The sequence below is a fragment of the Burkholderia sp. MSMB1498 genome, from assembly GCF_001526245.1.
Classification (GTDB): Bacteria; Pseudomonadota; Gammaproteobacteria; order Burkholderiales; family Burkholderiaceae; genus Burkholderia; species Burkholderia savannae.
Window position 1 is genome coordinate 193805 of sequence record NZ_LOYJ01000124.1, and the last position, 22644, is coordinate 216448.

Sequence of the window (22644 nt, forward strand, 5' to 3'; positions counted from 1 at the left end):
CCGCGCGCATGCGGCGCGGGCCTCAGCCCGCGTCCGCCGCGTGAAACGCCTTCAGCCGCCAGCCGCGGCGCACGGCGAGCATCCGCACCGAGAATCCCGCGATCAGCGCGACGACGGTCGCGATGCCTTGCGCGACGCCGATCGTCGTCATGCCGACATACAGCCCGCCCGTCAGCAACGCGATGCTCGCGTACAGCTCCTTGCGCAGCACGAGCGGCATCTCGTTGCAGAGTAGGTCGCGCAGCATCCCGCCGCAAACGCCGGTGATCGCGCCCGCGAGCACGATCACGACCGGGCTGTCGTTGACGGTCGCCGCCACGTCGCAGCCGATGATCGAGAACGCCGCGAGCCCGAGCGCGTCGACCGTGGTGAACAGCGATTTCAGCCGCGCGACGTGCGTCGCCGTCATCGATGCGAAGGTCGCCGCCGCGAGCGTCAGCAGCAGGTATTCGGGATGCGCGACCCAGGTGAGCGGATAACGGCCGAGCAGCACGTCGCGCACGGTGCCGCCGCCCAGCGCCGTCACCGCGCCGACGAGCGCGAGGCCGAAGCGGTCCATCCCGCGCTGCATGCCCATCAGCGCGCCCGACATCGCTTCCGCGACGATCGCGATCAGGTAGAGCGTATGCATGCGTGCCCTCGCTCAGTCTTCCGTGCGGAACAGTTCGAGCACGCGCGCGCGTTCAGCCGCGTCGACGGCGGGCGGCGTCGACGCGCCCGCCAGCGCGGCGGCGTCCGCCGGCGCACGGCGCACCGCGTCGCACGCGAACGGGCTGCGAACGAACGGCGGCAGCGGCGGCGTGCACTTGCCGCTCGCGGCTTCGGCGTAGACGAAATCGCCGTCGACGAGCACGACGTCCGCGGGCGGCGTCCGGTCGATCGCCTTGCGGCCGCCGATCGCGGTCTTCATGTAGTCGACCCACACAGGCAGCGCGAGCGACGAGCCCGTCGCGCGGCCGAGGCTGCGCGGCGCGTCGTAGCCCATCCACACGACCGACACGACGCCCGACGAATAGCCGCCGAACCAGACGTCCTTCGAGCCGTTCGACGTGCCGGTCTTGCCCGCCGCGTCGGAACGATTCAGCGCGAGCGCGCGGCGCGCGGTGCCGTGACGCACGACGTCGCGCAGCATGTCGTCCATCACGAATGCGTTGCGCTCCGAAATGACGCGCACGCCGGTTGCCGGCTGCGCGTCGAACAGCATGCCGCCGTGTCGCTGCCGGACCGATTCGATCAGGCGCGGCTCCATGCGCACGCCGTCGTTCGCGAACACCGCGTACGCGCTCGCGATCTGCAGCGGCGTCGCCGCGCCCGCGCCGAGCGCGAGCGGCAGCGACGCGGGATTGCGTTGCGGCTCGAAGCCGAAGCGAGCCGCGTGCTGCTGCACGAAGTCGGGCTGCGCGGCCTGCATCAGGCTGACCGCGACGAGGTTCTTCGAGCGCATCAGCCCGCGCCGCACCGGAATGAAGCCTTCGTAGTTGTTGCCGAAATTGCGCGGCCGCCACGGGTTCGCGCCCGTCTCCTCGCGCGACAGCGTGCGTTGCGCGTCGTCGACGAGCACGCCGGGGAACATGCCCTTTTCCAGCGCGGCCGAGTAGACGAACGGCTTGAAGCTCGAGCCGGGCTGCCGGTACGCCTGCAGCGCGTGGTCGAACGAATTGCGCGCGAAATCCGCGCCGCCCGCGAGCGCGAGGATGTCGCCCGTCGCCGCGTCGACCGACACGAGCGCGCCCTCGAGCGCGTCCTTCGCGTCGCGCCGGCCGCCGCGCGTGAGGCCGCGCGCGAGCGCCGCCTCGGCCGCGCGCTGATCGCGCATCGCGATCGTCGTCGTCACGTCGAGGCCGAGCGTATATGCATCGTCATGAAAACGCTCGACCATCATCCGCCGCGCGCGCTCCGCGACGTACGGCGCGGCGACGATGCCGGGCGGCGGCGTGGTCGCGAGCGCGATCGGCGCGCCGGCGGCCTGCCGGTATGCGGCTTCGTCGAGATACCCGAGCGCGCGCATGCGGCCGAGCACGTAGTTGCGGCGCGTCGTCGCGCGCGCCGGATTGACGACCGGATTGAACGCGGACGGCGCCTTCGGCAAGCCGGCGAGCACGGCCGCCTCGCCGGGCGTGAGCGCATCGAGCGGCTTGCCGAAGTAGACCGACGCGGCGGCCGCGAATCCGTACGCGCGCTCGCCGAGATAGATCTCGTTCATGTACAGCTCGAGCAGCTTGTCCTTGCTGTACGCGCGCTCGAGCTTGTACGACATCAGGATCTCGGCGAGCTTGCGGCTCAGCACCTTGTCGCGCGTGAGAAAGAAATTGCGCGCGACTTGCATCGTGATCGTGCTGCCGCCCTGCCCCGGCTGGCCGGTGACGACGTTCGCGAACGTCGCGCGCGCGAGGCCGCCGATGTCGACCGCGCCGTGCGTGTAGAACTGCGCGTCCTCGGCGGCGAGCAGCGCGTGGCGCACGAGCGGCGGGATGCGTTCGAGCGGCACGAACTCGCGGCGCTCGACGCCGTATTCGGCGAGCAACTCGCCGTCGCGCGAAAAGATCCGCAGCGGCAGCGCCGGCCGGTAGACGGAGAGCGGCTCGACGGACGGCAACTGCGTCCAGATGCGCTGCAGCGTCCACGTGCCGACCGCGCCGCCCGCGATCGCCGCGCCGAGCACGAGGCCCGCGAGCGTGCGGAAATAGCGGCGGCGCCGCGGCGCGGGCTCCTGCGGTGGCGTCGGCGCGGCCTGCCGCGACGTGTTCGGCGTGTAATCGGTCATGTCGAAATCCTTCCTTTGCAGATGCGGCGTGCGGCGTCGTGCGAATGTTGCAGTGCACGATGCGCACGCGCGCATTGTCCGGGGAGGACACAGACATCGGTACAATATTTAGCTTAAGTTGATTACGCTAAATTTTATTTAGGAAGCCGGTTTCGCCGGCGCAACGCGATTCATAGATGACGATCGATCCGAAACAGGCGGCGGCGCTCGTCGCCGTTGCCGATACCGGCAGCTTCGAGCAGGCGGCGGCCCGGCTGCACGTGACCGCGTCGGCCGTCACGCAGCGCGTGCGCGCGCTCGAGACGAGCCTCGGCGCGCCGCTCCTGCTGCGCACGCGGCCGTGCCGGCCGACGGCCGCCGGCCAGCGCGTGCTGCAGCACCTGCGCCGCATGGCGCTGTTGCAGGCGGATCTGCAGGCCGATCTCGACGCGGAGCGCGGCTCGACGATCGCGGTTGCGATCGCGCTCAATTCGGACAGCCTCGGGTCGTGGTTCCTGCCCGCGCTGACGTCGGTGCTCGCGGGCGAGCGGATGCTGTTCGAGCTGATCGTCGAGGATCAGGATCACACGTTCGCGCTGCTCGAAAGCGGGATGGCGATCGGCTGCGTGACGACGCAGAGCAAGCCGATGCGCGGCTGCTTCGCGAAGCCGCTCGGCACGATGCGCTACCGGCTGATCGCCGCGCGGGAATTCGCCGCGCGCTGGTTTCCGCACGGCCTGACGCGCGAGAGCGCGCGCGACGCGCCCGTCGTCGCGCACGGCCGGCGCGACACGCTGCAGTCGTCGTTTCTGAGGGACAAGCTCGGCCTGCCGGACGGCGCGTTTCCGTGCCATTACGTGCCGGGCACGCACGCGCACTTCGCGGCCGTGCGGCACGGGCTCGGCTATGCGATGGTGCCCGAGCTGCTGCTCGGCCCCGGCTCGCCCGCCGAGCAAGGGCTCGTCGATCTCGCGCCCGCGCATTCGACCGACGTGTCGCTGTACTGGCACGCGTGGACGGTGCAGTCGCCGAAGATGGAATCGCTGTCGTCGCGGGTCGTCGAGGCCGCGCGGCAACTGCTCGCGCCGCCGCACGCCGCCGGGGCGACGGCCGCCGCGACCGCGCGGCCCGCGTCCGTCAGGCGCGCGAACGCGCGAAGTACGCGCTGATCGCGGCGACGGCCGTGTCGATGTCGTCGCGCGACACGTCGCAGTGCGTGACGAAGCGCGACGAATACAGCATCTGCGTGAGGATGCCGCGCTCCTTCAGCCACGCTTCGAGCGGCGCGCAATCGGCCTCGGGGATCTGCGCGAACACCATGTTCGTCGCCTGCGACAGCACCTTCACCGGCTCGATCCGCGCGAGCCCCTGCGCGAGGCGCTCGGCGTTCGCGTGATCGTCGGCGAGGCGCTCGACGTTGTGCTCGAGCGCATACAGGCACGCGGCCGCGAGCACACCCGCCTGCCGCATGCCGCCGCCGAGCACCTTGCGCCAGCGGTGCGCGCGGTCGATCAGCGCGCGGCTGCCGACGAGCACCGAGCCGACCGGCGCGCCGAGCCCCTTCGAAAAGCAGATCGAAATCGAATCGAACGGCGCGCACAGCTCGGCGATCGGGCGGCCCGACGCGACGGCCGCGTTGCACACGCGCGCGCCGTCGAGATGCGTCGAGAGCCCGCGGCTGCGCGCGAGCGCGACCGCTTCGTCGACGTAGCCCGCGGGCAACACCTTGCCGCCAATCGTGTTCTCGAGCGCGAAGAGGCGCGAGCGGGCGAAGTGATCGTCGATCGGCTTGATCGCGGCCGCGATCTTCTCGAGCGGCAGCGTGCCGTCAGCGGCGTTCTCGATCGGCTGCGGCTGGATGCTGCCGAGCACCGCCGCGCCGCCGCCTTCGTACTTGTACGTGTGCGCGGCCTGGCCGACGATGTACTCGTCGCCGCGCTCGCAATGCGACATCAGCGCGGCGAGATTGCTCTGCGTGCCGCTCGGAAAGAACAGCGCCGCCTCCTTGCCCGCGCGCTCCGCGACGGCGGCCTGCAGACGCGCGACGGTCGGATCGTCGCCCCACACGTCGTCGCCCACTTCGGCGGCCGTCATCGCGGCCAGCATCGGCGCGCTCGGGCGCGTCACGGTATCGCTGCGTAAATCGATCATCTGGGTTCCCGTCGGAGTCTCGTCGAAGAAGCGCCGGCGCTCGCGCGCGGCGATGCGATACTCCGAGTGTACGCAAATCGTCCGCGCGCCGCTGAGCGCGGCGGCGCGAAACGGCGTGCGGCGAACGAACGACCGGCGCGGCGAGGTCGGCGCGAGAGCCGGCCTTCTCGCCCGCCGAGCCGTGGCGCCGCCGCGCCCGGCGCGACCTCCGGCAGGCAGCGCATGCCGACGGCCGGAGCCGCTCAGATCCCGCCGCACGCCGCTCAGTACGCACCCGGCGGCGGTGGCGGCGGCGGCGCGTCCGGCGCGTAGCCGCCGCCTCCGTAGCCTCCGTCGCCATAACCGCCGCGCCGCGCGCCGCCCGGCACCGGCACGCGGTCGCCCGCCGCGTACATGCATTGCATGTACGCATAGTCGTAGCGGCGCTGCACTTCGTACGCCGAGCCCTGCGCGGTGCCCGCGCCAACCACGCCGCCCGCGCGAAGGCCGGCTCCCGCGCCGAGCGCCGTGCCGAGCGCCGCGCTGCCGAGCGCGCTCGCCGTCGACGCCTGGTTCGCGCTCACGCCGCCCACCTGCCCGAACGCGAACTGCCGGCAGTTCGCGCCGTCGGCGCGCTCGCGCCGCGCCGGCCGCGCAATCGCAGCGCGGTCAATTGCCGCAGGCGCATCAACCCGACGCGCCCCGCGCTATCACACAAAAGCGCTTCAAACTTGATACCAATCAACGATTTAAGTCGACCAACCGCGCGGCGGCGCTGGACATCTGCGACGAGTTGGCGCATTTCGCACCGCAACATGCAGCGCCATACTCCGAACCGACTCTTCAGCCGCGGCCTTGCACGCGCGGCGCAGGGGCCGCCGGCAGCCCCGCCGGCGGGTGTCGTCAGCTTCGGTCTACCCGCATGGAAACCGCTATTTCGGCCCTCGATCTGGCCCGCGTGCAGTTCGCATTCACCGTCTCCTTCCATATCGTCTTTCCCGCGCTGAGCATCGGGCTCGCGAGCTTCATCGCCGTGCTCGAATACCGATGGCTCAAGACCGGCAAGGCGTACTACAAAAACCTTTGCCTCTTCTGGTCGAAGATCTTCGCCGTCGCGTTCGGCATGGGCGTCGTGTCCGGCGTCGTGATGGCCTATCAGTTCGGCACGAACTGGTCCGGCTTCTCGAGCTTCGCCGGCTCCGTCACCGGCCCGCTGCTGATGTACGAAGTGATGACCGCATTCTTCCTCGAAGCGGGCTTCCTCGGCATCATGCTGTTCGGCTGGAACCGCGTGAGCCCGCGCGCGCACTTCGGCGCGACGCTGATGGTCGCGATCGGCACGATCATCTCGACGTTCTGGATTCTCGCGTCGAACAGCTGGATGCAGACGCCGCAGGGCTTCGAGATCGTCGACGGCCAGGTCGTGCCGACCGACTGGTTCGCGATCATCTTCAACCCGTCGTTTCCGTACCGGCTCGCGCACATGGCGCTCGCGGCGTTCATCGTCGCCGCGCTCGTCGTCGCCGCGACGGCCGCGTGGCACCTGCTGAAGGGCCGCCGCGACAAGGCCGTGAAGAAGATGTTCTCGATGTCGCTGTGGCTCTTGCTCGTGCTCGCGCCGCTGCAGGCCGTGATCGGCGACCAGCACGGCATCAACACGCTCCGCCACCAGCCCGCGAAGCTCGCCGCGATCGAGGGCCTGTGGGAAACCGAGCAGGGCGGCACCGCATTGAACCTGTTCGGCATCCCCGACATGAAGGCGGAAACGACGCGCTACGCGGTGTCGATCCCGCACCTCGGCAGCCTGATCCTCACGCATAGCTGGGACGGCGAGATCCGCGGGCTGAAGTCGTTCCCGCCCGAGGATCGCCCGAATTCGACCGTCGTGTTCTGGAGCTTCCGCGTGATGGTCGGGCTCGGCTTCGCGATGATCGGCCTCGCCGCCGCCGCGTGGCTGCTGCGCCGGCGCGGGCGCCTCTACGAAGCGAAATGGTTCCACCAGTTCGCGCTCGCGATGGGCCCGACGGGCTTCGTCTCGCTGCTCGCCGGCTGGGTGACGACCGAAGTGGGCCGCCAGCCGTGGGTCGTGTACGGCGTGATGCGCACGTCGCACGCGGTGTCGCCGCTGTCGACGCAGCAGGTCAGCGTATCGCTGATGACGTTCGTCGTCGTCTACTTCCTCGTGTTCGGCACGGGCGCGTACTACATGCTGAAGCTGATGAAGAAGGGCCCCGCGCTGCCGGGCGACACGCCCGACGACGCGCACGACGCGCGAGCCGACCGCACCGCCCGCCGCCCGCTGTCGGCCGCGAACCAGTTGATCGACGCCGCGTGAAGCCGGCGCGCCAAAAAGCCAAGCGAGGTTAGCAAATGGATGTCACCGTAATCTGGGCCGCGATCATCGCACTCGGCCTGTTCATGTACGTCGTGCTCGACGGCTTCGATCTGGGCATCGGCATCGTGTTTCCGTTCTTTCCCGCCGAAAAGGAGCGGGACCTGATGATGAACACCGTCGCGCCCGTGTGGGACGGCAACGAGACGTGGCTCGTGCTCGGCGGCGCGGGGCTCTTCGCGGTGTTCCCGATCGTCTATTCGACCGTGCTCTCGGCGCTTTATCTGCCGCTCGTGTTCATGCTCGTGTGCCTGATCTTTCGCGGCGTGTCGTTCGAGATCCGCGCGAAGGCGCGCCGCACGAAGCACCTGTGGGATCTCGCGTTCATCGGCGGCTCGACGGGCGCGACGTTCTTCCAGGGCGTGGCGCTCGGCGCGTTCCTGCAGGGCATTCCGGTCGACGGCGGCCGCTTTGCCGGCGACGCGTTCGGCTGGCTCACGCCGTTCAGCCTGCTGACGGGCTTGGGCCTCATCGCAACCTATGCGCTGCTCGGCTGTTGCTGGCTCGTCGCGAAGACGGAAGGCGATCTGCAGCGCCGCCTGCATCGCGTCGTGTGGCCGCTCACCGTCGTGCTGCTCGGCTTCATCGCGGTCGTGAGCCTGTGGACGCCGCTGCAGGACCCGAGCATCGCGCAGCGCTGGTTCGCGTCGGGCCTGTTCTGGCGCCTGCTGCCGGTGCCGTTCCTCGTCGCCGGCTGCGCGGTGCTGATGCGCCGCGCGGTGCGCGAGCGCCACGACACCGTGCCGTTCGTGCTCGCGCTCGCGCTCGTGTTCCTCGGCTACGTCGGTCTGCTCGTGAGCTTGTGGCCGTATGCGATTCCGCAAAGCGTGACGCTGTGGGAAGCCGCCGCGCCGCGTTCGAGCCAGATGTTCACGCTGATCGGCGCGGCCGTCATCATCCCGATCATCCTCGCGTACACGACGATGGGTTATTGGGTGTTCCGTGGAAAGGTCCGCCATGAAGACCAGCATTACTACCACCACTGAAGCGCACGCCGCCGCGCGCGGCACGCGGCTGCCGGGCTGGATGTGGTTCGGACTGCTGTGGATGGGCGGCGTCGCCGGCGCGGTGACGCTCGGTTATGCGTTCAAGCTGTTCATGTATGCGACGCTGTTCGCCGTGAAGTGAGCGGGAGCGGAAATGAGAGGACGCCGCGCGATGCGGCGTCGGGCATCGTGCATCGTGCGGCTCGTTCGGGCTGCGAGGCAGCGCGGCGGCGATGCTTGCCGTGATGCGTCGCCGCCGCACCGCGCCTCAATGCAACGCGGTGACGCCATGCAAAGCGCTTCCACAACGATGCCGCCGCGATAAGCGCGCGATAAACGCGCCGCCGCGCGATGCGCCGCGACGACCATATCGCGCAACGTCGGTGCAATCGACGATCGAAGCCGTGACATGACGATGCGGCGGGCGCGACGCGCCGGAAAATTGCGCGCCGCGTCCGCCCTATCGGCTGTCCAAGCTATGCACTCCGCCTCGCGACAATGCGCGAAAACGCGCACGCCGCGCGATCACGAACGCCGGCCGAGCGCCTCCTCGATCTTCTTGTCGGTCTTGTACTGGCTGAGCGCGTACACCGACCAGATCGCGGCGGGCAGCCAGCCGATCAACGTGATTTGCAGGATCAGGCAGATGATGCCCGCGAACGGGCGGCCGATCGTGAAGAACTGCAGCCAGGGCAGCAGCAAGGCGAGCAGAAGACGCATCGTGATTTCCTCTTGGTCGGATTGCCGATGATCGAAGTCGATCGGCGCATAGGTGGCGATTCGGCGCCGGATTTCAAGTCGCACGCGCAACGCGGTTCGCCGAATCGCCCGCCGTTCGCGCGGCCGCCCAGCGTGCGAGGCCGCCGCGCGATCGTTATAGCAGACTCGGAATTAAACGGTCCTTAAAAGGGCGCATCGCGGATCGCGCGAGGACACGGGGCAAATCGCCCGTGTTCGGTCGGAAACGACGATCCATGGAAACCACCCGGCGCATGTCTGCCTGCGGGCCCGCGGCAATCGAATCGCGCTTATCGCCCCAAATCGGCGATCACATCGAATGTCTCGCAAACGAGCGGCATTGACGCGACAGGCTGCCGCCCTATGCGCTCACACTCCTTGCCGAAGAACCGCCAGTGCTCCACGCGCCAGCATTCGAGCGAGCGGTCGCCTTCTCCTTCTGCCGCCGCGAACTCGCCGGAGACTTTCTCGAACGGCACGATCTCGACTTTCGTCGTCCGTAGCAGCAGAACGGGACGATTGCGAAAATCCAGAACGATTTCGATGTCCCCTTCCCGCGGCAGGCGTTCGCCGTCAAATTCCCACGACCACAGCAGGCTGGACGTGCAGCGCTTCACCCTAGCCGCTATCAATGCAATGAGCATGGCGGACGACTCCTCCGAGTCGCCATAGCCGCCATTTCGAACGTTGGCTCCGGACAAGTCGATTCCGCGTTCGCTTAACGCTGCAATCAACTCGGGCAGTGCGGGCGTATCGGGCATGAATGAGGCGAGACGCGATGTGGCGTCATGAATCGCATGCGATTGCATGACAGGTGCGAAACGAATGTCCGGGCCTGAGCGTTGAACCGACGTCCGGCGGACGGACCGGGCAAGCTGCGACGGGGCAACGGGGCGACGGGGCAACGAGCAAGACCCGCTGCGGAACGCTGAAAATCGGCAACACGCGCCCCCTCTTCTTTCTCGTTGCGCGATGCGAAGCGCGAGCATGGACGCGCTCGCGCGAGCGCCGGCCCTCACGCCACGAGCCGCGCCTCGACATCCGCGACCAGCCGGTCGAGCCACGCACGCAGCGCCCCGTTCGACATCGCGAGCGGCAGCGAATACGCGATGATCCGGTAGACATCGCCGCGCCGCACCTTCGACGCGCGCGCCGGATCGAGCCACGCATCGTTCGACGCGAGCAGCGCCAGCGTCTTCAGCCCGATCACGATCGGCCACAGGCAGGCGAGCCGCAAGCGCGGCGCGCGGCGCGGAATCGCGAACGTGTAATCGATGCCCGCGCGAAAATGCTCGAGCGCCCTGCGCACGAGCGCATGCATCAGCGCCCGCGCGCGCAGCGACGCGTCCGGCCGCAGCAGATCGCCCGCGCGCAAACCGTATTCGTCGAGCATCGCCTGCGGCAGGTAGCAGCGGCCGATCCGCAGATCCTTCCCGCAATCGCGCAGCACGTTGGTCATCTGCAGCGCCTTGCCGAAGCGGATTCCGCGCGCGGCCATCGTGTCCTCGCGCTCGGTCAGCAGGCCGGGCAAATGCGCGCACGTCATCTTCGTCCAGAACTCGCCGACGCAGCCGGCGACGAGATACGTGTAGCGATCGAGCTCCGGCCATTCGCGCAGCGCGGCGATCCGCCCCGACGATTCGTCCGGGAACGTGCACAGATCGAACTCCATCCCTTCGGTGAGCGTCGTCACGACGCCGCGCACCGCATCGCGATCAGGCGCGCTCAGTTGCGACAGCACCGCGAGCGCGGGGCCGAGCGATTCGAGCAGCGTCTTCTCGTCCGACTGCATCTGCTGCCCCGCGACTTCGCCCGCGATCCGCGCGAGCGCGCCCGGATCGGGCGTGCCGTTCACCTGCGCGCGCAGCGACAGCAGCAGTTCGAGCCGCTGCGCGGGCGGGATCAGCGACGTGTCGGCGATCGTGTCGGCCGCGCGCGCGAGCAGGTACGCGAGGCCGATCGGGTCGCGCATGCCTTCCGGCAGCACGCGCAGCGTCAGATAGAAGGAGCGCGAGACGCCCTTCAGCAGAGGGCCCAGCAGAAAGGCCCGGGAGGGATTGCCCATGGATCGGATCAGGTCGGTCATACGATTTGCTGCCGCATTGTATCGGCAAACGCGCGTGGCTCGCCGGGCGATTCGCGGACAGCGGGCGGTGCGTGCCGATCGGCGCGCGGCTCAGCGCTTGCGGTTCGCCGATTGCGGTTCTCGGTTCTCGGTTATCAGTCCGTGGTTCGTGGTTCGTGGTTCGCGGTTCGCGGTTCGCGGCTCGCGGCTCGCGGCTCGCGGTTCGCGGTTCGCGGTTCGCGGTTCGCGGCTCGCGGCTCGCGGCTCGCGGCTTGCCGCAGACGAACTCAGAGTCGCGGGCGTTCGACTGTCGGAAACGAATTCCGGCAGCGACGCGAAGGATAGGCCGCAGCGCCCATCGTCGCAACGACGTTCCCGCACAACGCCGCGCACGCCCGTCTGCAAGAACGCACCGGAGCCGCCACCCCGAGGCCACCCATCCGCGCCCGGAGCGCGCCGCCGCATCGCACGCGGCATCCGCGCAACGCAGCTCCCGACGAGGCCGCAATCGATATCCGCGCCGCGCGGCAATGCGTACAATCGCATCCTTTCCCGCAAGAGGTGAACGCAATGGCCATGAAGAAAACCGATCTCGAAAAAAACAAGGCGTTGAAGCTGACGCACGCGATGAAGCAGTCGACATCCGCGCGCTTCGGCAAGAGCTCCGAAGCCGCGCCCGACCGCCGCGAGCGGCGCAGGCTCGAACTGGCGCAGGGCCTGGTGCCGTTCGCCTGCAAGCTCAACATCGAACTCGTCGCGCACCTGAACGAGCGGGCCGCAGCGCATCCGGACGGGATGACCGGATTGTTGACCGAACTGTTGCAGCGCGGCCTCGACGAAACCGCGAAGTAAACGCCGCGAGCGTCGCGCGACGCGCACGGTGACGTCATGCAGGGCCCGCGGCGCATTTTCGACCTATGCTGAAAACGCAGCTCCGCATCCTTGCTCTCGTCGAATCCTCTAATACAGGAGTGCCGTGATGAATCCACCCGTCCTGCGCGTTGCCCGACCGACCAACGACATCGACTCGCTCGTCCGCTTCTACACAAAGGCGCTCGGCTTCGACGTCGTCGCCCGCTTCGAGAATCACGAAGGCTTCGACGGCGCGATCGTCGGCCGCGCCGGCTATCCGTGGCAAATCGAATTCACGCATCAGCATGGCGTGACGGTTGCGCGCGCACCGACCGCCGAGCATCTGCTCGTCTTCTATCTGCCCGATCGCGGCGCATGGACCGAGGCCGTCGAGCGCATGCGTGCATACGGCGCCGTGCCGCTCCCTTCGGAAAATCCGTACTGGGATCGCGAAGGCGTGACGTTTGAAGATCCGGACGGCTACCGGATCGTCCTGCAAAACTCGCAGCCGAGCTGAGCGCTCGCGCGCGATCGCGTTTGCGCGCGGCGCGCGTTGCGTCGTGCGGTGCGTCGTGCGGTGCGCCGGGCATCGTGCTGCGCGACATCGGCGCAACAGGCGCGACGCGCAACATGCGATCGTTGCGCACGCATCCATCCCGGTGACATAGTTCGCCGTTCGCCGTCTGCGACGGATGCGCCGGCCGCGCGCCGCTTCGCCGCAATGCCGTGCATTCCCGATCGGCTCCGATGCAATGACCTCGACGGACAACGCGCCGAAAGCGCCTCGCGACACGAAGTTTCGCATGCGTCGCGGCGCATCCGCCGCGATCGATCAAGCATCCTTCGCAATCGATCGCTCGTCCGATCCCTGACGACGCCCGGCGCGAGCCGCATCCGTCGGGCGCTGAACGGCGGCCCGCTCGTCGCAAAGAGCGGGCGTGCGCGACGCGATCTCCCCGGGCACATCGGCCCGCGCGCTCGAATGCGCCGCCGCGCCCCATTGCACCGATCCCGAACGCCCTCCCGGCCGCCGATGCGCCGCCCGCCCGGAAACAAATTCTCACAACTTCGCCGCCCTGCCCGTCTCGCTTGCGCCGCGCGTCGTGCCGCGCGTCGACAGACAAACGAAAGCGGCGCGTCACGACACGTTCGCAATCCGCGTGCAGATTGCAGCCCCGGGTGTGGGTATGCCAGTCCTAACGACGAGGTCAACGATGAAACTCAACAGTAAGTCCTTCGAAATCGGCGCGTGGCTCGGCGCCGGCGCGCTCGCGTTCGCGAGCGCGGCTTCGGCCGCCACCGCGCAGGATCGTGATCACGATCGCCGCCCTCTCGACGCGAAGCACGTGCTGCTCGTCAGCGTCGACGGCCTGCACGAGCAGGACCTCGCGCGCTGCGTCGGCGCGAACACGTGCCCGAACCTCGCGCTGCTCGCGAAATCGGGCGTCACGTACACGAACGCGCACACGCCGGGCCTGTCGGATTCGTTCCCGGGCCTCGCCGCGCTCGTGACGGGCGGCTCGCCGAAGAGCGCGGGCCTCTTCTACGACGTGTCGTACGACCGCACGCTGTACGCGCCGTCGGATACGACGTGCTCGGGCAAGCAAGGCTGGAACGTCGTGTTCGACGAGACCACCGGCATCGACGCGCAGAACGGCGGCGCGCTCACGCATCTCGACGGCGGCGGCGCATTCAACCCGCAGGCGATCCCGCATGCGCGCGTGAACGGCCAGTGCGTGAGCGTCTACCCGCACAATTACGTGAAGACGAACACGCTGTTCGAAGTCGTCAAGGAGCACATCCGCGGCTCGCACACCGCTTGGGCCGACAAGCACGCGTGGGGCTACGACTGGGTGAACGGCCCGTCGGGCAAGGGCGTCGACGACCTCGCGCGCACCGAGATCAACTCGATCGATCCGGCGACGAACAGCAACTACACCGACATCTACACGCACACCGAGAAGTTCGACAACTATCACGTGCAGGCGATCGTCAACCAGATCGACGGCAAGAACTCCACGGGCACCGCGGCCGCGCCCGTGCCGACCGTGTTCGGCACGAACTTCCAGACGCTGTCGGTCGCGCAGAAGGCGACCGTCGCATCGGGCGGCGGCTATCTCGACGCGAGCTTCACGCCGGGGCCGGATGTCGCGAACGCGATCGCGTACGTCGACGGCTCGCTCGGCCGCATCGTCTCCGAGCTCAAGCAGCGCGGCCTGTACGATTCGACCGTCGTGATCGTCACCGCGAAGCACGGCCAGTCGCCGGCCGATCACACGAAGCTCGTGAAGAACGGCGACACGCTGACGGCGCTCCTCGAGGCGAACAACTTCCTCGACCCGAACGGCAACTTCGGCCAGAACAACACGGCGTCGGGCAACCTGAACGACGGCACGGGCCTCGTCGGCACGGGCTTCGTGCAGACCGACGACGTCGGCCTCGTCTGGCTGCGCGACCAGAGCCAGTTGAACGCGGTCATCGCGAAGCTGAAGGCGAACCTCGGCTGCAACGCGCCGGGGATCTGCGCGGACGGCCCGCAAGCGTACATCCTGTCCGGCGCGAGCGTCGCCGAGCGCTTCGGCAATCCGGCGCAGGGCCGCACGCCCGACATCGTCGTGCAGCCGAACCCGGGCGTGATCTACACGTCGAGCAAGAAGAAGGATGAAGAGCACGGCGGCAACGCGCCGGACGACAGCCATCTCGGCCTCGTCGTGTCGTACGCGGGCTTCCATCAGGGCCGCACGATCGACGCGCCGGTGCTGACGACGCAAGTCGCGCCGACGATCCTGCGCTCGCTCGGCCTCGAGCCGCGCCTGCTGCACGCGGTCGCGCTCGAAGGCACGCGCGTGCTGCCGGGCCTCGGCCTCGATCGCTGACAGCGCGGAAGCGGCGCGCCCGCCCGATCCGAACCACCCGGTTCGTCTAATCCGAACACCGCGCTGCGCACATCAGCGCGTCCGCCGCCCGCCCACTGCGGCGGCTTGCCGCCCGACGCCCGCCGCGACGCCCGCACGTCCGGCCCGCCGGGCGATTTTTTTTCGAGGTTGGCTGCGGACTATTGTCATGCGATAAGAAGATCGTCCTTATCCGGAGCATCACGATGGCCACGCTGGAAGCCTTCCGATGCGTGCTCGACGACGCGCGCACGCCCGAGATCATTCGTCATCACATCATCGACGCGCTGCAGTACACGCTGCGCAACTACGGTCAGGTGTTCACCGCGAAGGAAGTCGAGTGGCTGACCGAATGGGACGATCCGCGCATTCCGCTCGCCGCGCGCAAGGAGCGCGACAAGCGAGATCCGGTCGCGGCGACGCGCTGACGCGGCGCGCCCGCCGCGCGCGAGGGCCGCGCGCGAGCACGGCGACAACAAAAAAGGCGGCGCGCACCGAGCCGCACCGCCTTCGTCGAATCGACGCCGCCCGCGCGCATCGCGCCGGCGTCGCGCGCCGTCACTTCAGGCCGAAATCGACGCGCGTCGTCGCCCCCTTGTCCTCGATGCCCTTCGCGTCGAGCTTCGGTGCGACGATGAACATCCGGCTCGAATCGACCTTGCCCTCCAGATACTGGCGAACCGCCTCCGCGCGGTCCTGCGCGAGCGTGCGCAGGCTCGAATCGTCGACGCTCGCGTGATCCGCGAGCGCCTTTTTCATGTCGTCGTCGGGCAGCGTCTTCGTCAAGCCGATCATGTTGCGCGGCTTCTTGAAGTCGGCGGCCTTGTAGGCCTTCGTCAGGTACTTCGTGTATTCCGCGGGATCGACCTTCACCGCCCTCGGATCGACGCTCTCGCCCTGGCCGACCACGTCCCTCAGCTTCTGCTGCCTGACGAGCCGCTCGACGTACGCGGCGCGCAGGCCGGGCAGATCCTTGTCCGGATCGACGCGGCCGATCAGGTCGAGGCGGATCGAGGGCTTCTCGGCGAGCATCTTCGAGATCGTGTCGAGCTTCTTCTGCGACGCGTCGGACAGCGTCGCCAGGCCCGGCTCGAACTCGACGTAGCCGAGCTCCTCGCCGTCGCCGCCGAACGCGTGCGCGAGCAGCGTGAACGGCGACGTGACGGCCTTCGCGATCAGGTTCAGCACCGCGCGCCAGATCAGGCTGCCGACGCTGAACTCCGGGTTCGACAACGATCCGGACACCGGAACGTTCACGTCGATCTCGCCGCGCGAGTTCTTCAGGAGCGCGATCGCGAGCCGCACGGGCAGCTTCGTCGCGGTGTCGTTCTCGACGTGCTCGCCGAACGTCAGCTGATCGATGAAGATGTGGTTGTTCGCGCTCAGCTGATCGTTGTCGAGCTTGTAGTGCAGATCGACGTTCAGCTTGCCCTTCGTGATCGGATAGCCCGCGTACTTCGCCGAGTACGGCGTGAGGTTGGTCAGCTCGATGTCGTGCGCGGTCGCGGTCAGGTCGAGCGCCGGCTTCTCGATCAGCGGATTCACCGTCCCCTTGATCGTGATCGGGCCGTTCGCCGCCAGATTCGCGGCGATGTCGACGGGCGCGGGCGTCGTCGAATCGGTGCCGAACGCACCGACCGTGCCCTTGATCGCGACGAGGTTCGCCGTGTAGTTCGGCTTGATGAAGTTATCGGTGTACGTGACGCGGCCGCTTTGCAACAGCAGTTGGCCGAAATGCAGCCGCACCGGATGCTGCGGCGGCGCGGCCGCGCGCACGACGGCGGTGCCCGACGCGGGCGCTGCCGCGGCGGCCGACGCGCCCGCGGCCGGTGCGGCCGGCGCCGATGCGGCCGCCGACGCGAGCATCGGCGCCGACGCCGGCTCGAGCGCCGACGCCGCGACGGCCGCCTTCGCTTCCGGCGCCGCCTGCGGCGTGAGCGGCACCGGCTCCTTGCCGCTCGCGTCACGCGTGAGCGACTGCGCGGGCCCGCTTTCCTTCGCGACGACCTCGCGCAGGTTCAGCTTGCCTTGCGCGTCGAGCAGCACGCGGCCGTAAAAGTTCGAGAACGTCACGCGCGACGCCTCGACGTCGGTGCCGCGCACGTCGTCGTAGTTCGCCTTCAGGTTCGCGAGCGCGAGCGAGCGCCAGCCGGCGAACGGATCGGACGTCACCTTGTCGAGCATCCGCACGTCGACGAGCGCCGCGTCGCCGCGATACGACGCCTTCATCGACTGCTTCGCCTGCTCGACGCTCAAATCGCCCTTCGCGTTCAGGAGCGCGCTCGCGACCGTCGCGTTCAGCATGCTGCCGAAGTACGGCTCGAACGCGGCCGCGTCGAGCCGGTTGCCGTTCAGCTTCAGGCCGACCTTCAGCGGCGAGCCCGTCACGTTGCCCGACACGTCGAGCGAGCCCTTGCGGTTCAGCGTCGTCGTCAGCCTGACGGGCAGCGGCTTCGACAAGTCCTCGCTGATCTGCTTGACGTTCAGCGCGAGCGGCGCGAACGCGAGCTTCACGGGGCGCGGCGTCGAGCGGTCGGTGAAGTTCGCCTTCGCGTCCTTCACGTTCAGCTCGTCGATCCGGTAGCGCCACGCGGGCGCGGCGGGCTGCGCGCCGCGCGCGGCGGCACGCGCGCCCGCCGCCTTGCCGCTTTCGCCCACGAGTGACGCGAGATCGATCTGGCCGTTCTGCAGGCGCGCGACGTCGAGCGCGAGGCCCGTCGCGTCGACGCTCGCGATCTCGGCGGTGCGCGCGGCCAAGTCGATCTTCGTCACCTTCACGCTGGCGTCGGGCAACGCGACGGCCGGCGTCTTCGCGTTCGGCAGCGCGATCTTCAGCGACTTCAGGCCGAGCTCGCTGTCGCTCACCTGCGCGTCGAGCGGCGTCTTCGACCAGTCCGCCTTCGCGTTGATCGACGTGCTGAGCGCGCCGTCGAGCACGCGTGCGGACGTCGCGCCGGCGAGGTACGGCTGCACCACCGGCAGCGCGAGCGCGTCGACGACGAGCTTCGTGTCGGCCTGCCGCGCGGCGAGGCTGAACGCGCCTTCGGCCTTCAGCGAGCCGCCGCTCGCGACGTCGGTCGCGAGCGTGTAGCGCGCGGGCGTCTTGCCCGCCAGCGTGAAATCGGCGAGCGTCGTCGCGACGTGCGTGAGCGAGATCGCGGCAGGCGTCGCGAGCGACGCGTCGTTCAGGTTCAACTGGCCGTCGTTGATCGCGAAGCGCTTGATCGTCAGGTCGAGCGGCTGCGCCTTTTCCTTGTCGGCGCTCGCCGCGCTCGACGCGGCCGGACCCGGCGCGGCGGCCGATGCAGCCGCGCCGGATGCGGACGACGCCGAAGCGGCCGGGTCGGACGAAGCTGAAGCCGCCGCTGAAACTGAAGCCACTGCCGATGCCGAAGCCGAAGCCGATGCCGATGCCGATGCCGATGCCGATGCCGCCGCGGATTTTGCCGCAGCCGCCGACGACGAGGCAGCGGCGGCGCTCGCCGCGGCCGGCGCGCCCGCCGGGCCGCCCGCCAGCTTCATCACGTTCAGCGCGCCCGCCTTGTCGCGCGCGAGCGACACCACCGGCTGATCGATCCGGATGTCGTCGAAATGCAGCACGTTGCGCAGCGGCTCGAGCTGCGCGGCCGCCACGTGCACCGCATGCGCGGCGAAGAGCGGCTCGTTCGCGGGGCTCGTCACCTGCGCGTCGTTCAGATCGACCGTGCCCGACACGCGCAGCGACGGCGTCTCGCCCGCCATCGAGAAATTGACGTCGAGGTCGCTCGACAGCTTGCCCGAGCGCACGTCGACGGGCAGCTTCGTCGGCGCATAGGACAGCAGCCGCGGCACGTCGAGGCCGTCGAACTTCAGGTTGATCGACGATTCGCGCGACTGCGCGAACGGCTTCGTCTTGCCGTCGAGCGCGATCGGGCTGCCGTCGAGGCGCGCGCGCAGCTTCGGCTCGACGAAGATGCCGGTCTTCGACGGCAGCGTCGCGATGAACGGCACGCCGAGCGACCATTGGTCGACGACGTGCTTCGCGTTCAGCACCTGGTCGTCGAAATCGATGCGGCCGTCGTTGACCTGGATGTTCGACACCGAGAAGCGCGCCGGCTTCGTCGACGGCTGCGGCGAAGGCTTCGAGAACTTGTCGACCAGATCGGTGAAGTTGAAGCGCTGCGCGTCGTAGCGAACGATCCGCAGGCGCGGCTGATCGAGCCGCACTTCGTCGACGATCGGCGCGAAGCGCGCGAGCGAGGACCACGACGCGCGCACGACGAGCTTGCCGATGTCGACGAAATCGCCCTGCCCGCCGCGCTCGCCGACATGGACGCCGTCGGCCTCGAGCCGCAGCGTGTAAGGATTGAATGCAATGCGCGCGATCGTCGCGGGACGGTCGAGCTGCTGGCTCAGTTGCTGCTCGGCGACGTGCCGGATCAGCGGCGGCGCCGCGAAGAAGCCCAGCAGCCCGAACACGGCGAGAAAAATCAGCACGCCGATGCCGGCGCGCTTCGCGCGACGCGACCGGGCGGCCGCGCCGAGCTTCTGCAAGGTCGATTGGACGGTTTCTTTGTTGAATGCCATTACTGAATCGCCGTGGGAACGGCAGCGAGGAAATCGGGACGGGAGCGTCCGGCTTTCGCCAGTATAGGCGCTGCGCCTTTCGCGACGCAGCGTGGGAGACGGGCGTCGGCGCGCGCAGCGCCCGGCCTTATGACCGGACGGCGCGCGCGAACGTTCACTTGCGAACGACGGCGGGCGGCTGCCAGGTGCCGTCGGCGGCTTGCCGCTTCGGCGCGTAGAGCCGCAGCGCGAGCGCGAAATCGGCGCGCGGCGCGGGCAGCCAGTTCGACGCGTAGCCCTTGCCGGGCGGCGTCGCGGACACGACGATCTCGAGCGAGCCGTCGCGGTTGCGGCGCAGCCGGTCGCGCTCGCCGATCGAGCGGCGCGCGCGGCCGAGATCGGGCAGCGCGCCGTCCGGCGTGTACGGCGCGAGCGACCAGAATGCGCGCGCGGGCGGCAACGCGTTCGGCGCGAAGCGGATCACATAGCGATTCGCGCCGTTGAGCGGCCGGCCCGCGCTGTCGGTCTTCACGACGGCGACGGTTTCGTCGTCGCGCGTCGCCGCGCCGAATTGGGTCGACGCCGCGTACGCGCGCAGCGCGTAGTCCTGGCCGTAGCGGCCGGCGCTGTCGCCGAGCCAGTTCCAGCCGTTCGCGGCCAGCACGTTCGGCGGCAGCGCGGCGAGCCGCTCGCGCGCCTCGGCCGTGCCGTTCTCCGCGCCGATCAGCTTGTCGCCCTTCCATTGCACGGGCGCGCCCGCCGTCACGCCGATGTCGGCGAGGATTTCCTGCGCGTGCGCGTCGGCGGCGGGCGGCGGGTTGTCCTGCAACGCGCGCGCGACGCGCGAGAAGAACGCGGGCGGATCGAGCGCCGCGACCCGCGCAACGGGCGAAGCGGCCTCCGACGCCGGATCGGCGGACGCCGCGCCCGCGTGCACCGCGCGCGACGCGCCGCGCGCATCGCCCGTGTAGACGGACAGCGGCACGACGCGGATCGCGCGCTGCAGCTTCTTGACGGCGGTGAGATCGCGCCCGCCGCTCGTCTGAATCCGCACGTCGAGCCAGGCGTTGCGCGCGGGCACGTCGACGCGCGTGACGCCTTCGGGCAGCGCGCCTTCCCAGCCGGCGCCGACGAACGCGACCGCGCGCGCGCGGCTCACGCCCGAGCGCGGATTCGCCGACGGGCCGGTCGACCACAGCACGTTGGTCCACATGTCGAGCGCGCGGGCGTCGAAATAGCGGCCGCGCGTGTCGGGCAGCACGACGACGACCGGTTCGTCGGCGACGTCGAGCCAGGCGGACGAATCGAGCAGGTCGACGCTCGCGAGCGGCGGATTCGCCGAGCCCGGCGCGGGCAGCGCCTGCGCGTGGCGCAGCGTGTTGACGGGCGTGCCGCCCGGCGCGCCGTCGGCCGTCGCGGCCTCCTTCGCGGCGTCCATCAGCACGAGCGGGTAAGCGTAGATATAGGAATCCGCGACCTCGCTGCGCATCCAGCCCGTCTTGCGCTGGATCGCCTCGGGCGTCGACGTGCAGGCGGCGAGCAGCGCCAGCGCGGCAAGCGACGCGCAAGCGCGCCGCAGAGAAACAGCGGATTCTCGTCGGTTTGTTGTCATTCGGTGGCACGGCGAACGCGCGGCAGGGCCGCGCGTGTTGATCGGCGGCCGGCGCGTAGGGCGCGGTGGTTTCCTCGTAGCGTGCGTGCCGGCCGGCTGTTGCTTGATCAGCTCTTTATTTTTTGATCGGCAGTATCGTACTCTCGTCGCACCGGCAAAAACAATGCCTGATCGCACAATAGGGCGATTCGGCGCGGCGCGAGACGGGGCGCGGCGCGATGGCGGCACGGTTGCGGCGGCGCGTGGTCACTATTTGGGATTGCGGCAGCGGAAAGCGGATGGGCGGCGGCGCGTTGCGGCCGACGATCAACGATGGGCGGCGGCGCATCGCGGTTCGGGTGGAATCGGCCGCCCATGCGCCGCAAGTCGAATGCCCGAATGACGTGAGCCTCGCATGCGCGCCGGTCCGTGCGCGCCGGCCGCGCACTCGGCTAGCCGCGCCGCTCGGCGAGCCGGCCTCGCTCGAGCATGAAGCGCCGCACGACCTTGACCGTCGGCGCCTGCGCGAACGGCGCGCCCTCCGGGCGGTCCAGATATTCGACGACGACGAGCGCGCCGCCCGTCGCCGCGCGCTCGATCGACACCGACACCGGCGTCAGCCGATCGCCGAGCAGCACGGCCGGCGCGCCGCCGCCGTCCGGCTGCGCGGTCGCGACATACAGGAATCGGCCGCTGCCGCCCGGATCGTCGCTCAACAGGACGGCCGTCACCGCGCGGCCGGCGATCGTCGCCGGTGCGCTCTGCGCGACGAGTGCCGTCACACGTTTCGTCGCCGAGCCCGGCGCGGCCGCCTGCACCGATTCGCCGCGCGTCAGCTTGACGGATTCGCCGTCGATCACGTAAGTCGCGTCGGCGGCGCCGGGCGGCGACGCGTTCGCGCCCGTCATTCGCAGCACGAGCCGCTCGCCGGCGACATCGCGCAACGCGGCGATGCGCGCCGTGTACGCGCTCGTCAGGCAATCGGTCCGCGCGCCGCATGCGTCGCGCACGCGCCGCCGCCAATGCTCCTGCTCGTCGCGCAGCGCGTCGCGGAACTCGCGGTACGCCATTCCCTCGTCGGCCGGACGTGCGTTATGCAGGATCGCGTAGTACGCGTCCATGCGGACGTCCAGCTCGCCGAGCGCGGGCGTCTTGCAGATCGCGCGTTCGGCGGCGCTCGCGGCGCGCGCGCAGTCGAAGCTCGCGGCGCGCGCGAACGGCGCGCCGAACGTCAGCGCGACGCCGAGCGCCGCGGCCATCAGTCGTGTCGTATTCGTCGACATGGTTCCTCCTTGCGGTGCTTCGATTCGGCGATGCGGCGAACGTTCGCGAGGTGCGCTTCGGTGGCGGTGGCGGTGGCGGTGGCAGCGGCAGCGGCAGCGGCAGCGGCAGCGGCAGCGGCAGCGGCAGCGGCAGCGGCTAGCAATGGTAGCGGCAGTGATGGCGGATATAGCGGTGGTGGCGACAACGGCAGCGAGCTGGTGCGTCGGGGAAATTTGGCGCGTTTGGCGGTTGGCATTCAGCACGTTGGGCGAATTAGGCACATTGGGAGCGGTGGGCACGCAAGGGGCAGTGGCAGTAGGCAGTCGGCAGTAGGCAGTAGGCAGTAGGCAGTCGGCAGTCGGCAGTCGGCAGTCGGCAGTCGGCAGTCGGCGGTTGGCGGTTGGCGGTTGGCGGTTGGCGGTTGGCGGTTGCAGGCAGCAAGACC

17 protein-coding genes and 2 pseudogenes are annotated in these 22644 nt (G+C 69.4%); 8 read left to right on the top strand and 11 right to left on the bottom strand.

The window, feature by feature from the left end; all coding sequences use genetic code 11:
• Positions 1 to 22 precede the first annotated feature (22 nt).
• Complete coding sequence (locus WS91_RS29845; protein ID WP_038752199.1) at positions 23 to 631, bottom strand: trimeric intracellular cation channel family protein; 609 nt, start codon at positions 629 to 631, stop codon at positions 23 to 25.
• A 12-nt stretch (positions 632 to 643) separates the two neighbouring features.
• Positions 644 to 2764 carry a penicillin-binding protein 1A gene (locus WS91_RS29850; RefSeq protein ID WP_059671547.1) on the bottom strand — a complete coding sequence of 707 codons (2121 nt, stop codon included), beginning with the start codon at positions 2762 to 2764 and terminating at the stop codon, positions 644 to 646.
• Between the two features lie 176 nt (positions 2765 to 2940).
• On the opposite strand from WS91_RS29850, the gene WS91_RS29855 reads away from it, so the two are divergent.
• Complete coding sequence (locus WS91_RS29855) at positions 2941 to 3912, top strand: HTH-type transcriptional regulator ArgP (protein ID WP_038752193.1); 972 nt, start codon at positions 2941 to 2943, stop codon at positions 3910 to 3912.
• Here the strand turns inward: WS91_RS29855 and ltaE are convergent.
• Positions 3881 to 4894: a low-specificity L-threonine aldolase gene (ltaE, locus tag WS91_RS29860; RefSeq protein WP_038752190.1), complete on the bottom strand. Its 1014-nt coding sequence runs from the start codon at positions 4892 to 4894 to the stop codon at positions 3881 to 3883. The genes WS91_RS29855 and ltaE overlap by 32 nt on opposite strands.
• Positions 4895 to 5157: 263 nt before the next feature.
• Positions 5158 to 5508 (bottom strand): annotated as a pseudogene (locus WS91_RS29865) (hypothetical protein); the annotation flags it as partial.
• 287 nt (positions 5509 to 5795) lie between these two features.
• On the opposite strand from WS91_RS29865, the gene WS91_RS29870 reads away from it, so the two are divergent.
• Genes WS91_RS29870 through WS91_RS34995 form a run of 3 tightly spaced genes read left to right on the top strand, consistent with a single transcriptional unit; the run spans position 5796 to position 8393 of the window.
• Positions 5796 to 7208: a cytochrome ubiquinol oxidase subunit I gene (locus tag WS91_RS29870; protein WP_059646268.1), complete on the top strand. Its 1413-nt coding sequence runs from the start codon at positions 5796 to 5798 to the stop codon at positions 7206 to 7208.
• 35 nt (positions 7209 to 7243) lie between these two features.
• On the top strand, positions 7244 to 8251 hold the full coding sequence (cydB, locus tag WS91_RS29875) for a cytochrome d ubiquinol oxidase subunit II (RefSeq protein WP_038752184.1): 1008 nt from the start codon (positions 7244 to 7246) through the stop codon (positions 8249 to 8251).
• Positions 8223 to 8393 (top strand): hypothetical protein, encoded by a 171-nt coding sequence (locus tag WS91_RS34995; protein WP_162836177.1) that lies wholly within the window; start codon positions 8223 to 8225, stop codon positions 8391 to 8393. The genes cydB and WS91_RS34995 overlap by 29 nt, the downstream gene beginning before the upstream one ends.
• A 383-nt stretch (positions 8394 to 8776) precedes the next feature.
• Here WS91_RS34995 and WS91_RS29880 read toward each other — a convergent pair whose 3' ends face one another.
• From WS91_RS29880 to WS91_RS29890, 3 genes are all read right to left on the bottom strand, one after another.
• Complete coding sequence (locus WS91_RS29880) at positions 8777 to 8971, bottom strand: YqaE/Pmp3 family membrane protein (protein WP_009914210.1); 195 nt, start codon at positions 8969 to 8971, stop codon at positions 8777 to 8779.
• A 308-nt stretch (positions 8972 to 9279) separates the two neighbouring features.
• Complete coding sequence (locus WS91_RS29885) at positions 9280 to 9798, bottom strand: ASCH domain-containing protein (RefSeq protein ID WP_231752111.1); 519 nt, start codon at positions 9796 to 9798, stop codon at positions 9280 to 9282.
• Between the two features lie 206 nt (positions 9799 to 10004).
• On the bottom strand, positions 10005 to 11075 hold the full coding sequence (locus WS91_RS29890; RefSeq protein WP_081989950.1) for a phytoene/squalene synthase family protein: 1071 nt from the start codon (positions 11073 to 11075) through the stop codon (positions 10005 to 10007).
• Between the two features lie 540 nt (positions 11076 to 11615).
• Between WS91_RS29890 and WS91_RS29895 the strand changes: the two genes are divergently transcribed.
• From WS91_RS29895 to WS91_RS29915, 4 genes are all read left to right on the top strand, one after another.
• Positions 11616 to 11906: a hypothetical protein gene (locus WS91_RS29895; protein WP_186448634.1), complete on the top strand. Its 291-nt coding sequence runs from the start codon at positions 11616 to 11618 to the stop codon at positions 11904 to 11906.
• A gap of 127 nt (positions 11907 to 12033) precedes the next feature.
• Positions 12034 to 12423, top strand: coding sequence for a VOC family protein (locus WS91_RS29900; protein WP_038752177.1), 390 nt, complete (start codon positions 12034 to 12036; stop codon positions 12421 to 12423).
• Between the two features lie 697 nt (positions 12424 to 13120).
• Positions 13121 to 14782, top strand: coding sequence for an alkaline phosphatase family protein (locus WS91_RS29910; RefSeq protein WP_059671550.1), 1662 nt, complete (start codon positions 13121 to 13123; stop codon positions 14780 to 14782).
• Positions 14783 to 15006: 224 nt separating this feature from the next.
• A complete protein-coding gene (locus tag WS91_RS29915; protein ID WP_038752168.1) occupies positions 15007 to 15228 on the top strand; it encodes a hypothetical protein in 222 nt (73 codons plus the stop codon).
• Between the two features lie 130 nt (positions 15229 to 15358).
• Here the strand turns inward: WS91_RS29915 and WS91_RS29920 are convergent, their stop codons facing one another.
• The 4 genes and pseudogenes from WS91_RS29920 to WS91_RS29930 form a co-directional block, all read right to left on the bottom strand.
• Positions 15359 to 19366, bottom strand: a complete 4008-nt coding sequence (locus WS91_RS29920) for a DUF748 domain-containing protein (RefSeq protein ID WP_059671551.1) — start codon at positions 19364 to 19366, stop codon at positions 15359 to 15361.
• On the bottom strand, positions 19366 to 19524 hold the full coding sequence (locus tag WS91_RS37030; protein WP_161788684.1) for a transcriptional regulator: 159 nt from the start codon (positions 19522 to 19524) through the stop codon (positions 19366 to 19368). The genes WS91_RS29920 and WS91_RS37030 overlap by 1 nt, the downstream gene beginning before the upstream one ends.
• Complete coding sequence (locus tag WS91_RS29925; RefSeq protein WP_059671552.1) at positions 19521 to 20957, bottom strand: DUF1254 domain-containing protein; 1437 nt, start codon at positions 20955 to 20957, stop codon at positions 19521 to 19523. Before WS91_RS29925 ends, WS91_RS37030 begins: the two co-directional genes overlap by 4 nt.
• 431 nt (positions 20958 to 21388) lie before the next feature.
• A pseudogene (locus tag WS91_RS29930) lies at positions 21389 to 22273 on the bottom strand (lysozyme inhibitor LprI family protein); the annotation flags it as partial.
• Between the last annotated feature and the right edge of the window lie 371 nt (positions 22274 to 22644).